Genomic DNA, 13,856 nt, shown 5'->3' on the forward strand with positions numbered 1-13,856 from the left:
TATACCAATCGGTAATATACCGACCAGTAATATACTAACTAGTAATATACCAATCAGAAATACCCACTGCGATCTAACCGCTGAGATATACGTGCTGAAATATAATCGCGATAGCGGATGTGCGCAGCCATGCGCGCCATCCGCCCTGATAAGTAACTGAATCTTATAACTATATCAGTTTAACGCTTTCAATACGGCATCACCCATTTGAGAAGTGGAAACTTTTGTGGTGCCCGCCTCATAAATGTCGGCTGTACGCAACCCTTGCTCAAGCACTGCCTTGACGGCATCTTCCACGCGAGCGGCCGCGCTTGCTTCGTTCAGCGAATAGCGCAGCATCATGGCGGCCGACAAGATGGTCGCCAGCGGATTGGCCATATTTTTGCCGGCAATATCCGGTGCTGAACCGTGGCTCGGCTCATACAAGCCCTGGTTGGAGGCGTTCAGGGAGGCCGACGGCAACATGCCGATTGAGCCGGTAAGCATGGCCGCCTCATCCGACAGAATATCGCCGAAGATATTGCCGGTCACGATGACATCGAATTCCTTGGGCGCACGCACCAACTGCATGGCGGCATTATCGATATACATATGAGACAGTTGGACATCGGGATAGTCCTTGGACACGTCTATCACGATATCGCGCCAGAACTGCGAGGTTTCCAGCACGTTGGCCTTGTCTACACTGCACAGTTTCTTGCTGCGTTTTTGCGCGGCTTCAAAACCGATGCGTGCGATGCGCCGAACTTCGGACTCGGCATAGCGCATGGTATCAAAGCCTTCCTGCTCACCCTTGAATTGGCCCTCTTGAACCACACGCATGCCCCTGGGCTGGCCGAAGTAAATGTCTCCTGTCAACTCGCGGATGATCAGGATATCCAGGCCAGATACAATTTCGGGCTTGAGGGATGAGGCATTGGCCAGCTGCGGATAAAGAATGGCCGGCCGCAAATTAGCAAACAAGCCCAGGTTCTTGCGCAGGCCCAGAATGGCCTGTTCAGGACGATGCTCGCGCGGCAGCGAATCGTAATTCCATCCGCCTACAGCGCCAAAAAGGATGGCCTGGCTGCGTTTGGCCAGCGCCAGCGTCGCTTCCGGCAGGGGATGGCCATGCAAATCATAAGCCGTGCCGCCGACCGGCGCCTGTTCCATCGTCAGGTCCAGCCCCAGTGCGCCGAGCACCCGCTGGGCCTGTTCAACGATTTCATGACCGATGCCATCACCGGGAAGAACTGCAATTGTGTGTGTCATAACGCGTATTTCTCTTGATTTGATATAGGTTTATCGGCTCAGACTTATCCGCTGATTCCGGCACTGCCTTCCAGCCAGGGATGACGCGCCAGCCGCTCGGCTTCGAATGCGCGGATCTTGTCCGAGCGCCGCAATGTCAGGCCTATGTCGTCAAAGCCGTTAAGCAGGCAGTATTTGCGAAAGGCGTCGACCTCAAAGCCCAGTTCCCGCCCGTCAGCAGTAATGACCACCTGGCGTTCGAGGTCAATCCGCAACTTGTAGCCGCTGAATGCACGCACTTCGTCAAACAATCGGGCCACTTCCAATTCGGAAAGCACAATGGGCAGCAGGCCGTTCTTGAAGCTGTTGTTGAAGAAAATATCGGCATACGAAGGCGCAATGATCGCCTTGAATCCGTACTGGGTAAGCGCCCACGGCGCATGTTCGCGGCTTGAACCACACCCGAAATTTTTGCGCGCGAGCAGGACACTGGCGCCCTGATAGCGCGGCTGGTTCAATACAAAATCGGGGTTCAGCGGCCGCTTGCTGTTGTCCATGCCCGGTTCGCCATGATCCAGATAACGCAGCTCATCGAACAAATTGGGGCCAAAGCCCGAACGTTTGATGGATTTCAAAAACTGCTTGGGGATGATCAGGTCTGTATCCACGTTCTCGCGATCCAGGGGTGCAACGAGACCTTCATGAAGGGTAAATGCTTCCATGCTGTTATCCTAATTTTCTGACGTCGACGAAATGGCCGGCAATAGCGGCCGCGGCTGCCATGGCGGGGCTCACCAGATGGGTTCTGCCGCCCTGCCCCTGACGGCCTTCGAAGTTGCGATTGGAGGTGGAGGCGCAACGCTCTCCCGGCTCCAGCCTGTCGGCATTCATGGCCAAGCACATGGAGCAGCCCGGTTCACGCCATTCGAAGCCGGCTTGCACAAAAATTTTGTCCAGCCCTTCTTTTTCGGCCTGCTGCTTGACCAGACCGGATCCGGGCACCACCATGGCCTGGATGACATTGGCGGCCACGCGGCGGCCACGCGCCACCTGGGCGGCGGCACGCAGGTCTTCAATTCGGGAATTGGTACAGGAGCCAATGAATACGCGGTCTACACGGATGTCAGCAATGGGCGTATTGGGCTCCAGGCCCATATACTGCAGCGCACGCTCCATGCCGTTGCGCCGGACATCATCCTTTTCACGATCGGGATCAGGAACACGGTCTTCAATGGAAAGAACCATCTCGGGCGAGGTTCCCCAAGTCACTTGCGGGCGCACCTGACGGGCATCGATGTCAACGATTTTGTCAAACTTGGCATCGGCATCCGAATGCAATGTCTTCCAGTAGCTAACCGCCTGATCCCACAAGACGCCCGTGGGTGAATAAGGACGGTTCTTGAAATACTGAATAGTTTTATCGTCTACGGCGACCATACCCGAACGCGCGCCGGCTTCGATCGCCATATTACAGACGGTCATGCGGCCTTCCATGGACAAATCGCTGATGGCTTTGCCGGCAAATTCAATGGCGTGGCCCGTGCCGCCAGCGGTGCCGATAATACCGATAACGTACAGAACCAGGTCCTTGGCGGTGCAGCCAAAAGGCAGATCGCCATTCACGCGAACAAGCATATTCTTGTTCTTTTTCATCAACAGGGTCTGCGTGGCCAGTACATGTTCCACTTCCGAGGTGCCGATGCCAAAAGCCAGTGCGCCCATCGCGCCATGGGTACTGGTGTGCGAATCACCACAAACCACGGTCATGCCAGGCAAGGTTGCACCCTGTTCCGGACCGATCACATGCACAATGCCCTGGCGCAGATCGTTCATGCGAAATTCTGTTACGCCATAAGTCTCGCAGTTTTTGTCCAGCGTATCGACCTGCAGTTTGGAGATGGGATCACTGATACCCTGGGCGCGACCCATGGTCGGCACATTGTGGTCGGCCACCGCCAGGTTGGCCGACAGACGCCATGGCTTGCGTTCGGCCAGTGCCAGGCCTTCAAATGCCTGAGGACTGGTCACTTCATGCAGCAAATGACGGTCAATATATAAAAGACAGGTGCCATCATCTTCCTGGTGCACCACATGGGCGTCCCAGAGTTTATCGTAAAGGGTCTGAGCCAAAATGTTCTCCTGATAATGCTGGTATGCGGGTTAATGCGTCAAAGCGCAAGCGCTGCCGTGCGTACCCGTTTATGCTGCCGCCCGGCATGATGCGACAACACCTGCCGGACTGCACATGAATTGGGCAATGCGCTGGGCAGAACGCGCCAGACGCAAGCATGTACGATAGCTGTATTATGGCCGATTCGTCAGCGTTAACAAGTCAATACAATATACTGGTATGAATACTACTATATTTAATGGGCGTGCGTTCGGCTGAGCCAAGTGTCGCTTCCCCGCAAAAGCCGTATCGGAAACAGAAAATTAACAGTATTGTGAGTAGAATAGAGAGCAAATACCCGGAGAGACAAATGACACCGCAGACACCCGACCTTTCCCATTTATGGATGCCCTTTACCGCGAATCGAAGCTTCAAGGAAGCGCCTCGCCTGCTGTCTTCGGCTAAAGGCATGTACTACAAAAACACCGACGGACGCCAGATACTTGATGGATGCGCCGGACTATGGTGCGTCAACGCCGGTCATTGCCGTGATGAAATCGCCCAGGCGATTGCCGCACAGGCGACCACGCTCGATTACGCGCCCAGTTTCCAGATGGGTCATCCCCTGGCCTTCGAGACTGCCACAGCCGTGGCCGCGCTCATGCCGCAAGAGATGCAGCGCATTTTCTTTACCAATTCCGGCTCCGAATCGGTAGACACGGCGCTCAAGATAGCACTGGCCTACCACCGGGCAAATGGCCAGCCGCAGCGCACCCGCCTGATTGGACGCGAACGCGGCTATCATGGCGTGGGCTTTGGCGGCATCTCGGTGGGCGGCATCAGCCCGAACCGCAAGGCTTTTGCCAATTCGCTGATTCCCAACGTCGATCACCTGCCCCACACGCATAATCTGCAACAGAATGCCTTCAGCAAAGGACAGCCCACCTGGGGATCGCATCTGGCCGACGAACTGGAGCGGATCGTTGCCTTGCATGACGCCTCAACCATTGCGGCCGTCATTGTCGAGCCCATGGCCGGCTCGACCGGCGTATTGGTTCCGCCCAAAGGCTACCTGGAACGGCTGCGCGACATTACCAGCCGACACGGAATCCTGCTGATTTTCGATGAAGTCATTACCGGCTTTGGCCGTTTGGGCGCCAATACGGCCAGCCAGTATTTTGGCGTCACGCCCGACATCATCACCATGGCAAAGGGAATCAGCAACGCAGCAGTGCCCGTGGGTGCGGTCGCTGTCAAAAATACCCTGTACGATGCCGTGGTCAACGCCAGCGACAATGGCATCGAGTTGTTCCATGGCTATACTTACTCGGGCCACCCACTGGCCATGGCGGCCATTGGCGCCACGCTGGCGCTTTATCAGTCCGAACGTATTTTCGACAATGCCAGAAAGCTCTCTCCCGTTTTCGAAGCGGCTGCTCATGCACTCAACGGCGTGCCCAATGTCATCGATGTGCGTAATTTGGGCATCGTCGCCGGTGTAGAGCTGGCACCACGGGAAAACGCCCCCGGCGCACGCGCCGCCGAAGTCTTTCAGCGTTGCTATGAAGCAGGCGTACTGTTACGCTACACGGGCGATACCATTGCCATCTCGCCGCCGCTGATTATTAGCGAAGAACAGATCGCTACTCTGTTTGATGTGCTGGGCAAGGCCATCTCCCAGACCGCATAACCGGCCTTCGTGCTCCGCAGACCTCAAGCCGTTATCTGCGGGATTCTGCGAATGGGCCAGGAGCACAATATTGGGTACACTTGACAACCGCAATCTATTGTTAACTATCGAATCATGATTACATTAAACGCAACACACCAGGCAGATCTGACCAGTTGGGTAGACAGTGCCAACATAACGGGCAACGGTTTTCCCATCCAGAATCTGCCTTTTGCGTCGTTTCGCCGGCACGGATCCGGCGAAGCATTTCGTCCCGGCGTGGGCATCGGCAACCAGATAGTCGATCTGTCCCGCCTGTATGACCTGAATCTGTTTACCGACAAGGCGCAGCAGGCCCTGGAAGCCTGCCAGGCCATACAGCTCAATGGCCTGATGGCGCTTGGCCAGCCCTACTGGTCTGCGTTGCGACAAGCATTATCAGAAGCGCTGCGCACCGGATCGGCCCATGAAGACGCCATCCGGCCCTTGCTTGTCGCACAGGAAGACGCAGAATTCATTACGCCGTCACGCATCGGCGACTACACCGATTTCTATATTTCTGTGCATCACGCAACGGCCGTCGGCAAACAATTCCGGCCTGATAACCCGCTGTTGCCAAACTACAAATGGGTGCCCATCGGCTACCACGGCCGGGCCTCCAGCATCGGCGTCTCCGGTCAGGCTTTTCCTCGCCCCGTGGGCCAGACAAAGCCGCAAAATGAAGGCGATGCGCCCGATTTCGGTCCTTGCAAGCGGCTTGACTATGAACTTGAGCTGGGCATTTTCGTGGGTGAAAGCAACGAACAGGGACAGCGCATTGAAATTGAACAAGCCGAAAAACACATTTTTGGCTTCTGCATTCTGAACGACTGGTCCGCGCGGGATCTGCAAGCGTGGGAATACGTGCCCTTGGGCCCATTTCTTTCCAAAAATTTTGCCTCTACTATATCTCCGTGGATTATCACTACCGAAGCGCTCGAGCCATTCCGCACGACATTCTCTCATCCGGCAAGCGATCCGCAACCACTGCCCTACCTGCAATCGCAAGCCAATGCGGAAGGCGGTGCCTATGATATCGAAGTCGAAGTGCAAATTACCACGCAGCAGTCACGCGATAGTGGTCAGCAGCCATATACCCTGGCCACCAGCAACTTCAAGGATGCCTACTGGACTGCCTCGCAGCTCATTACGCATCACACGGTAAACGGCTGCAACCTGCAGCCGGGCGACCTGCTTGGTACCGGTACGCTTTCCGGCCCGGACGCCTCACAGGCCGGCTCACTGCTGGAGCTGACGGCTGCTGGCAAAAAACCCATCACATTACCTTGGGGTGAAAGTCGCAGCTTCCTGGAAGATGGCGATGAAATCATCATGAAAGCCGTATGTAAAAAAGATGGCTACCCCGACATCTCGTTTGGCATGGTATCGGGCACCGTCCTCAAAGCGAATTTCAAGTCGCAATAAGCGTGTGATAGGTACAATACGCACGCACTAAGCAGCTGGCTATGCAAAAACGGACCGTACAAAACTTGGCTGTGCTGTCCGTTTCATGATTCTTTGTTCATTTGGCCATCGCCTGCGCAAGTCGCTGCGGCGCATGGGGCCTCGTATACATGCGCGCAAGATAGGCCTTCAGGTTCGGATAGTTCTCCAGCAATCCGATGTGGTCGCCCCAGTCCAGCACATAGGCGGTCACGCAATCCGCAATGGTGATGCTATCGCCAACGATGAACTCGCGTCCCTGTATGTGGTGGGCCAGTATCGCGGCCATCTGCAGGAACTCCTCCCTGGCGAGCGCCGCATCCTGGGGAAGACGTTTGCTTTCGGGATACACAAAGGAATGCCTGGCAATCCGCCACAGCGGCTGCTCCAGCTCCGTGACGGCAAACATGGACCACGAGTATGCCAGCGCACGCTGTTTTAAATCAGCCGGCATCAGTCCCTTGGCCGCATACTTTTCTGCCAGGTACATAACGATGGCCGCCGATTCGGTGAGAATCAGATCTCCGTCTACCAGCACGGGTATTTTGCCGGTCGGGTTCAGCCGCAAGAAATCCGGATCTTTGTTCTCCCCCGCTGCCAGGTTAACAGATACAAATTCAAAGGGAACGTCAAGTTCCTGGAGCGCCCAAAGCACACGAAGCGAGCGCGTAGGGCCAAATCCATAGAGTTTCATCATCGGTTTCTCCTGTTTCGCAAGATCGCGATTTCACCACGAATTTACCATACAGCCATTGGCTCACCACTGACACGCGTCAAAGCATGATGCGCCTGACGCTACAACGCAAAAATTAGCGATAGGCTTGCTGGCGCAAAGCATGATCAATCAGGATCAACGCCAGCAGGGCTTCGGCAATCGGCGTAGCGCGAATGCCTACGCAGGGGTCGTGACGGCCCAGCGTCTGCACCATGACCGGTTCACCGGCCCGGTTGATCGACTTGCGCTCGATACGAATACTGGAGGTAGGCTTGATGGCAAGCGAAACCGTAATATCCTGGCCCGTGGAAATGCCACCCAGTACGCCGCCCGCATGATTGCTCAGATAACCGTCGGGCGTCAGCTCGTCCCCATGCTCGGAACCGCGCTGGGCAATGCACTCGAACCCCGCTCCGATAGACACGCCTTTTACCGCGTTCAGGCCCATCATTGCATGTGCAATATCGGCGTCAAGCCTGTCGTACAACGGTTCGCCCCAGCCCGCCGGCAGACCTTGGGCCACCACCTCGATGCGAGCGCCAATTGAATCGCCATCCTTGCGCAACCGATCCATAAACGCCTCCAGTTCGGCGACAACAGCGGCATCGGCTGCATAAAACGGGTTGGTGGCAACCGCGTCCCACGATTTGAAGGGAATCTGTATGGGGCCAAGCTGACTCATATACCCCCGGATGACGGTGCCAAATTTTTCTTTCAACCATTTTTTGGCAATGGCTCCGGCCGCGACCGTAGGCGCCGTTAACCGCGCAGAGGAACGGCCGCCCCCGCGAGGATCACGAATGCCATATTTTTCCCAGTAGGTACGATCGGCATGACCGGGACGAAAGGTATCGGCAATTGCCGAATAATCTTTGCTGCGCTGATCCTGATTGCGGATCAGCAAGCCGATTGCCGTACCCGTGGTCTTGCCTTCATAGACGCCCGACAAAACCTCGACGGTATCAGGCTCCTGCCTTTGGGTAACGTGGCGCGATGTTCCAGGCCGTCTACGGTCAAGCTCCATTTGGATATCCTGGGCAGACAAGTCCATGCCTGCCGGACAGCCGTCGACAACGCAGCCGATAGCCGGTCCATGGGATTCACCAAAATTGGTGACTGAAAAAAGCTTGCCTAATGTGTTACCCGACATATCTTATCCACTAGAATTGGTTGGCGCGTCTGTTGCTGATCAAGGAAAGTACTGAAGAATACCAGAAACTGACCGTACCCAAGCGCAAGCGCCAGCAGCCCGACGCACTTATTTGGCCGCTGCCCCGCCCGGGCAGCCAATGCAGCACCAGATTGACCGCAATTACTTATTATGATGAGCAACTGACTTCAAGCTCACGTCCCCACGCCGGTGGCTGCTGCGCATAATGCTCCATGCCAGGATGTGCAGTGTAAGGATCGTGCAAGACCTGCAGCAATGCATCGGTCACGCTCATATCGCCTTTTTCAGCGGCCTCTATCGCTTCCTGCGCCAGGTAATTACGCAACACATATAGCGGATTGACCTGGTCCATGAGGCGAGCACGTGTCTGCGCATCACTATCGTTGTCCTGCAGGCGCGTCCGGTACGTTACCAGCCATTGTTCCAGGGCGGTCGTATCCGCAAAAAGACTGCGCAACCCGCCTTCATCGTCGTCAATCTGAGACAGATAGCGAAAACTGAGCGTAAAGTCTGCCGACTGTTCATGCAGCACTCGCCACCAGCCGTCAATAAGCTCGTCATCGCCCTCCTTCCAGACGTCCAGCCCCAATTTGGCGACCATGCGCTGACGATAGGCGGCAATGAACAGCCCCTCGTAGCGTTCAAGCCGCCCCTTGAGCCGTTCGGGGTCTGCGCCCAGGGCAACAAAGCAATTGGCAAATCGATACAAATTCCAAAGACCCACTGACGGTTGCGCGTTCCACGCGTAGCGGCCCTGCGTATCCGTATGATTGCAAACGTGATTGATTTGGAAGCCATCCATAAAGCCAAAGGGCCCGTAATCGATCGTCAGACCCAGCACCGACATATTATCGGTGTTCATAACGCCATGATTGAATCCGACAGATTGCCAGTCGGCCATCAGCGTGGCCGTGCGTTCAATCACCACATCGACAAAGCGCTCGATGACATCATTCAGGGTATGTTCACTGTCCTGGCGTGGCACCTCTTGTGCGAAAAAGTGACTGATCACATAATCGAGCAATTCTCGCAGCCGGGTTGTGTCCTTGGCTGCATACCAGTGTTCGAAGGAACCGAATCGCACAAAAGACGGCGCGACACGCGCCACAATGGCTGCCGTTTCAACGGTTTCGCGATAGACCGGATCATCGGACCCGACCAGGCATAAGGCCTGCGTAGTCGGAATGCCCAGCCCGGTCATGGCAGCACTGGCCAGATACTCGCGAATGGATGAACGCAGCACAGCACGGCCATCTCCCATCCGTGAATACGGCGTTTTGCCCGATCCCTTCAGTTGAATTTCCCAGTCTGTGGGTTTGCCATCGACATCGGTGCCGCGAATCGCACCCAACAGGTGTGCGCGGCCGTCCCCCAACTGGCCGGCCCAGACACCAAACTGGTGCCCACTATACACCGCGGACAGCGTAATGCCTCCTGGCAAATCGGCATTACCGGACATGATAGACAGAAATTGCGGCGAACGCGCATCATCCATCGTCAAACCCAGTTGTGCCAGCACATCGGGGTTGACATGCAGCAGCGTCGGGTCTGTCAGGCCCTGCATCTTGAGTCGCGTATAAAACGCCGGTGACAGTGCGGCAAATTCGTTGCTGACTGTCAGGTTTGATTGCTTCATTATTTCCCCTGCTTTTTGGCCTGTTTGGCTGCTCGCTTCGCAGGCCGGACATAAAAAATGGCAGCGAGAAAAAACACAACCGACAATACGGTCTCAACTGCCCCGAGCATGGAAGACGTCGTGCTGATATCCGAGTACCATCGTACGACGCCTTCGGTAAAATACAGCAGGACAAGCATGGACGCCCATTGCAGCGTATACAGATTACCTTTGTATACCCCGTATAAAGGAAACAGTAGCGGCAAAGCCTTCAATACATATAAACTGCCGCCTGGCACCAGTGGATCAAGAAACAGTTCCCAGGCGATGCATAACAGAAACAACAATAAAAGAGAAGCAAACGCAGCCACACGATAGCGCGAATCCAACGCTATTTGTTGCGGTCTGTGCACCGATGCCGATGTGGGTTCCGGTGCACCTACCGCGTCGGAGGTGACTGACGACGAACGTGAACCGGAGGGATCGGCCTGCTGCATATTGGCAGCAGGCGCAGAAGAAGGCTTTGTCAAAATGGTTCCAAGTCTGGCTAATCAATGTCCTCATTATATTCGCTGTCTCGCTGGCAATTGCTTTAACGCTGACTGCCGTTGCGGATTTACAATTTGGAACAAGCGACCAAACAGCGCAGCGGCAGGGGCGGTCCGGTTTGTTATACTGAAACAATCCTGAACCGAGTATCATCGTGTTGGCCTTTCCGACGCGGTAAACCAGCATCTGACCATGACAAAACATCACGATTTCGATTTGGAACAACAAAAAAAACAGGAAACGCAGGAAGCAATAGAAGCGCAAGAGGAATTGCGGCTAAATATGGGAGACTCGGAACTGGGGTTCCAGTTCTATAAAAAAGCAGTCATGTTCGGCATTCAGCGGCTGCTACGCGACAAGCTCACTCAAGTGGCCTCCAGCCTGACCTTTACTACGGTTCTGGCGATTGTGCCGATGCTGGCCGTCATTCTTTCCCTGTTTACCGCTTTCCCGCTATTTACTGATTTCAAAGTCTCGCTCGAAGAGTTTCTGACCCACAATCTCATGCCGGAGACCGTGTCCGAAACCATCATGAGTTATCTGAACATGTTTGCCCAGCAGGCCTCAAAGCTGACGGCCATCGGTGTGGGCTTTCTGATTGTCACTTCTATTATGCTGATGATGACCATCGACGAAGTGCTCAATGATATCTGGAACGTGACCCGTCGCCGTCCTATCGGACAGCGGATTCTTGTGTACTGGGCCATTTTGTCGCTGGGACCCATTTTTTTGGGTGCCAGTCTGTGGACTTCCTCTTATATCGCACAGGAACAGCTCGGACTGGTGACCCAGTTTTCGGTGATCAAAAGTGTGTTATTCACACTGGTGCCGGTTATTGTTTCCGGCCTGATTTTCGCCCTGCTCTATTATCTGGTGCCTAACCGGAAAGTGGCATGGAAAGATGCGATGATCGGCGGCTATACCACGGCCATTTTGCTGGAGATCATGAAGGCCGCCTTCGCATACTATATTACCCAGTTCCCCTCTTACACCCTGATCTATGGCGCGTTTGCCACGATTCCGATTTTTCTGTTATGGATTTACTTGTCATGGCTGGTCGTACTTTTCGGAGCGACGGTCGCCGCATTGGCGCCACAGATTCGCAGCGGCCAAATGCACGACAAGATGTCGCCTGGCGTACATTTCGTGACCGCACTGTTTGTGTTGCGCCTGTTGCATAGCGCACGCGATCGCAATCCGCCCGGCTATGGCACAAGCTATATTGCCGGCCAGATAAAGATGAATTACAGCGAAACCCTGGATATCCTTGAGCCGCTGGTATCCCTGGGTTACATCGTCAACACGGCCGGCAAACGCTCTGAGCGTTGGGTACTGGCCAGCAGCCTGAGTGCTAGCCTGGATCCGCTGGCCGATTGCTTCCTGTTCGACAGCAAGGTGATCGAGATCAGCCATGATCCGGCATTGCGCCAGGTGATTGCACGGCTGATGACTGAAGACAATACCGTTAAGCTGCGTGACATTCTGTATCTGGATGAAGCAGACTCGGGTTCCGCTACACCGCCTATAGCGGACACAGATACCGACGACGGCAAGACGGCAGCCGTGCTGGCCGCTGCCACCAATACCACCGTAAACGCCCCGTAAGACCGGCAAATCAAAAGCGGGATTGCAAGGACATTGCCTTGTCGCGAATCGGCCAGACGTTGCGGCCACCGGCGCCTGGTGCTCAAGCGCCAGGCATCCGGGACCGGGCGCCGCGGCCGGCGATTGCATCTGAATAGCTTTGCATGGCGGTCGATTTCGGGTACATTCCCATTTAACCAGGAACAGTTTCCGATCAGAACATCGGATTGCAGAAAAGGGCTACAGGAGGATTGCCATGTTGAAAATCAGTGAAGTCTTGCGGGTCAAGGGCAATATCCTTTACACCGCCACACCGGACCAGTCCGTGGCAGAAGCCATTGCCACCATGAGTGAGCGCGACATCGGTTCGCTCGTCATCATGGAACAGGGACAATTGACGGGCATGCTCACCTTCCGCGAAATTATTCGCCACATCCATGAGGGCTCTACCGAAAATACCACTATCCGCAAAATCATGGATGATGCTCCGGTCAGCGTATCGCCAAACACCGACGCAGAGGAAGTCCGACGGCTCATGCTGGAACACCACGCACGCTATGTTCCGGTCATGGACGGACCTGTGCTGATGGGCGTCATTTCGTTCTACGATATGGCGCGCGCCATGCTGGAAGCGTCCAAATTCGAAAACAAAATGCTCAAGGCCTATATCCGCGACTGGCCGGAGGACACCGAAAACGATAAAGACTAGGCAACCCTGGGCGCGCGAACGGTTGCCCGGCGCCGCGCCTTCCCGACAAGGCCGCCGCCCCCGCTCGGCGTCTACCCAAGGTCAATCCCTTCTGTCCGATGCAGGCCCGGCTTCTACCGACATCTGCCCGATTCTATCCGACGCCTGGCCAACGTCTATCTGACATTCACCGATACCGTCCCGCCAGTAGCCGCCCTTGCCCAGGCCTTCAGGCCTAATTCGTTTTCCACATATCTTTTTCTACGCACATGAACCGATTCGGGTGACTATCGTCTTTGGGTTGATAGGTCCAAGTCGTAATGTGAATCTTCTTTTCCGGATACAAGTCCACGACATTCAATGAGTTGGGAATATGGCGACGAACCCGCAAGGAGGTGGTGGTTCCGCCCTGTACAACCAGCATCGGATTAGGCAGGTCCGGGTAGCATTGGGTCAGCGGGTAAACAAACGGAACGTGAACATGCCCCCCCATGATCAAATCCACGCCGGCCGCCGACCACGCGCGAATGGCAGCCTCATGGTTTTCCACCAATTGGTCGTGATCCGCCTGCTCCAGCACATGAAATGGATGGTGGGCGACCACGAGCACGCTTTTTTTTGCTGCATTCTTTGCTGCCAGCTGCGCCACCCGTCGGATCTGCGCATCGGTCACGATACCGCGCTTATGTCGAAATGGCGTGGTGGTATTGACGCCAATGACAATGGCTTGCTCGGTTTCGAATAACGGCTCCACTTCCTTGTGAAGATATCGACGGTAACGCCCGTAAGGATTCGTAAAACGCGTCCAGAGCGCAAACAGCGGAATATCATGGTTGCCGGGAATGCAAAACACGGGCGATGGCAGGGTATTGAAATAAGCACTGGCCGCCTGAAATTCGCGACGCGTAGCGCGCTGGGTGATGTCCCCCGAGACAACACACAATGCAGGAGACAAGTGCCTGACGGCATGGACCAGTGCATTCAGAACGTTTGCATTGACCGTGCCAAAGTGAACATCTGAAAGCTGGATGATCCGATACATG

The 13,856-nt window shown here is 55.2% G+C and carries 12 protein-coding genes; 4 read left to right on the forward strand and 8 right to left on the reverse strand.

Annotated elements, in window-relative coordinates:
• Window positions 1-174: 174 nt before the first annotated feature.
• Genes leuB through leuC form a run of 3 tightly spaced genes read right to left on the reverse strand, consistent with a single transcriptional unit; the run spans window position 175 to window position 3,360 of the window.
• Entirely contained in the window at window positions 175-1,251 is a 1,077-nt protein-coding gene (gene leuB, locus CAP48_RS13140) for a 3-isopropylmalate dehydrogenase (RefSeq protein WP_100697452.1), read from the reverse strand.
• A gap of 44 nt (window positions 1,252-1,295) precedes the next feature.
• On the reverse strand, window positions 1,296-1,952 hold the full coding sequence (leuD, locus tag CAP48_RS13145; protein WP_100697454.1) for a 3-isopropylmalate dehydratase small subunit: 657 nt from the start codon (window positions 1,950-1,952) through the stop codon (window positions 1,296-1,298).
• 4 nt (window positions 1,953-1,956) lie between these two features.
• Window positions 1,957-3,360: a 3-isopropylmalate dehydratase large subunit gene (leuC, locus tag CAP48_RS13150; protein WP_100697456.1), complete on the reverse strand. Its 1,404-nt coding sequence runs from the start codon at window positions 3,358-3,360 to the stop codon at window positions 1,957-1,959.
• A gap of 350 nt (window positions 3,361-3,710) precedes the next feature.
• Here leuC and CAP48_RS13155 point away from each other — a divergent pair, with 350 nt between their 5' ends.
• Window positions 3,711-5,030 carry an aspartate aminotransferase family protein gene (locus tag CAP48_RS13155; RefSeq protein ID WP_242444484.1) on the forward strand — a complete coding sequence of 440 codons (1,320 nt, stop codon included), beginning with the start codon at window positions 3,711-3,713 and terminating at the stop codon, window positions 5,028-5,030.
• A 114-nt stretch (window positions 5,031-5,144) separates the two neighbouring features.
• Window positions 5,145-6,473 carry a fumarylacetoacetase gene (gene fahA / locus CAP48_RS13160; RefSeq protein WP_100697458.1) on the forward strand — a complete coding sequence of 443 codons (1,329 nt, stop codon included), beginning with the start codon at window positions 5,145-5,147 and terminating at the stop codon, window positions 6,471-6,473.
• Between the two features lie 97 nt (window positions 6,474-6,570).
• Here fahA and CAP48_RS13165 read toward each other — a convergent pair whose 3' ends face one another.
• The 4 genes from CAP48_RS13165 to CAP48_RS13180 form a co-directional block, all read right to left on the reverse strand.
• The gene (locus CAP48_RS13165; RefSeq protein WP_192871337.1) at window positions 6,571-7,185 is read right to left on the reverse strand and encodes a glutathione S-transferase family protein; all 615 of its coding nucleotides are present in this window, start codon (window positions 7,183-7,185) and stop codon (window positions 6,571-6,573) included.
• Between the two features lie 115 nt (window positions 7,186-7,300).
• The gene (aroC, locus tag CAP48_RS13170) at window positions 7,301-8,356 is read right to left on the reverse strand and encodes a chorismate synthase (RefSeq protein ID WP_100697462.1); all 1,056 of its coding nucleotides are present in this window, start codon (window positions 8,354-8,356) and stop codon (window positions 7,301-7,303) included.
• Between the two features lie 169 nt (window positions 8,357-8,525).
• On the reverse strand, window positions 8,526-10,013 hold the full coding sequence (locus CAP48_RS13175; protein ID WP_100697464.1) for a YdiU family protein: 1,488 nt from the start codon (window positions 10,011-10,013) through the stop codon (window positions 8,526-8,528).
• Window positions 10,013-10,387, reverse strand: a complete 375-nt coding sequence (locus CAP48_RS13180; protein ID WP_242444492.1) for a DUF2069 domain-containing protein — start codon at window positions 10,385-10,387, stop codon at window positions 10,013-10,015. Before CAP48_RS13180 ends, CAP48_RS13175 begins: the two co-directional genes overlap by 1 nt.
• A gap of 346 nt (window positions 10,388-10,733) precedes the next feature.
• Between CAP48_RS13180 and CAP48_RS13185 the strand changes: the two genes are divergently transcribed.
• Together CAP48_RS13185 and CAP48_RS13190 are read left to right on the forward strand one after the other, a co-directional pair.
• The gene (locus CAP48_RS13185) at window positions 10,734-12,146 is read left to right on the forward strand and encodes a YihY family inner membrane protein (RefSeq protein WP_242444485.1); all 1,413 of its coding nucleotides are present in this window, start codon (window positions 10,734-10,736) and stop codon (window positions 12,144-12,146) included.
• A gap of 235 nt (window positions 12,147-12,381) precedes the next feature.
• Complete coding sequence (locus CAP48_RS13190) at window positions 12,382-12,834, forward strand: CBS domain-containing protein (RefSeq protein ID WP_100697466.1); 453 nt, start codon at window positions 12,382-12,384, stop codon at window positions 12,832-12,834.
• A 214-nt stretch (window positions 12,835-13,048) separates the two neighbouring features.
• Here CAP48_RS13190 and CAP48_RS13195 read toward each other — a convergent pair whose 3' ends face one another.
• Entirely contained in the window at window positions 13,049-13,855 is an 807-nt protein-coding gene (locus tag CAP48_RS13195) for a metallophosphoesterase (RefSeq protein WP_100697468.1), read from the reverse strand.
• Window position 13,856 lies beyond the last annotated feature (1 nt).

It is taken from the genome of Advenella sp. S44 (genome assembly GCF_002810445.1).
Lineage (GTDB): Bacteria > Pseudomonadota > Gammaproteobacteria > Burkholderiales > Burkholderiaceae_B > Advenella.

Bases quoted from the DNA above. Each gene is read 5' to 3' on its own strand.
- leuB (WP_100697452.1), bottom strand. From the start codon at position 1,251: ATGACACACACAATTGCAGTTCTTCCCGGTGATGGCATCGGTCATGAA.
- leuD (WP_100697454.1), bottom strand. From the start codon at position 1,952: ATGGAAGCATTTACCCTTCATGAAGGTCTCGTTGCACCCCTGGATCGC.
- CAP48_RS13155 (WP_242444484.1), top strand. From the start codon at position 3,711: ATGACACCGCAGACACCCGACCTTTCCCATTTATGGATGCCCTTTACC.
- fahA (WP_100697458.1), top strand. From the start codon at position 5,145: ATGATTACATTAAACGCAACACACCAGGCAGATCTGACCAGTTGGGTA.
- CAP48_RS13165 (WP_192871337.1), bottom strand. From the start codon at position 7,185: ATGAAACTCTATGGATTTGGCCCTACGCGCTCGCTTCGTGTGCTTTGG.
- aroC (WP_100697462.1), bottom strand. From the start codon at position 8,356: ATGTCGGGTAACACATTAGGCAAGCTTTTTTCAGTCACCAATTTTGGT.
- CAP48_RS13175 (WP_100697464.1), bottom strand. From the start codon at position 10,013: ATGAAGCAATCAAACCTGACAGTCAGCAACGAATTTGCCGCACTGTCA.
- CAP48_RS13185 (WP_242444485.1), top strand. From the start codon at position 10,734: ATGACAAAACATCACGATTTCGATTTGGAACAACAAAAAAAACAGGAA.
- CAP48_RS13190 (WP_100697466.1), top strand. From the start codon at position 12,382: ATGTTGAAAATCAGTGAAGTCTTGCGGGTCAAGGGCAATATCCTTTAC.
- CAP48_RS13195 (WP_100697468.1), bottom strand. From the start codon at position 13,855: ATGTATCGGATCATCCAGCTTTCAGATGTTCACTTTGGCACGGTCAAT.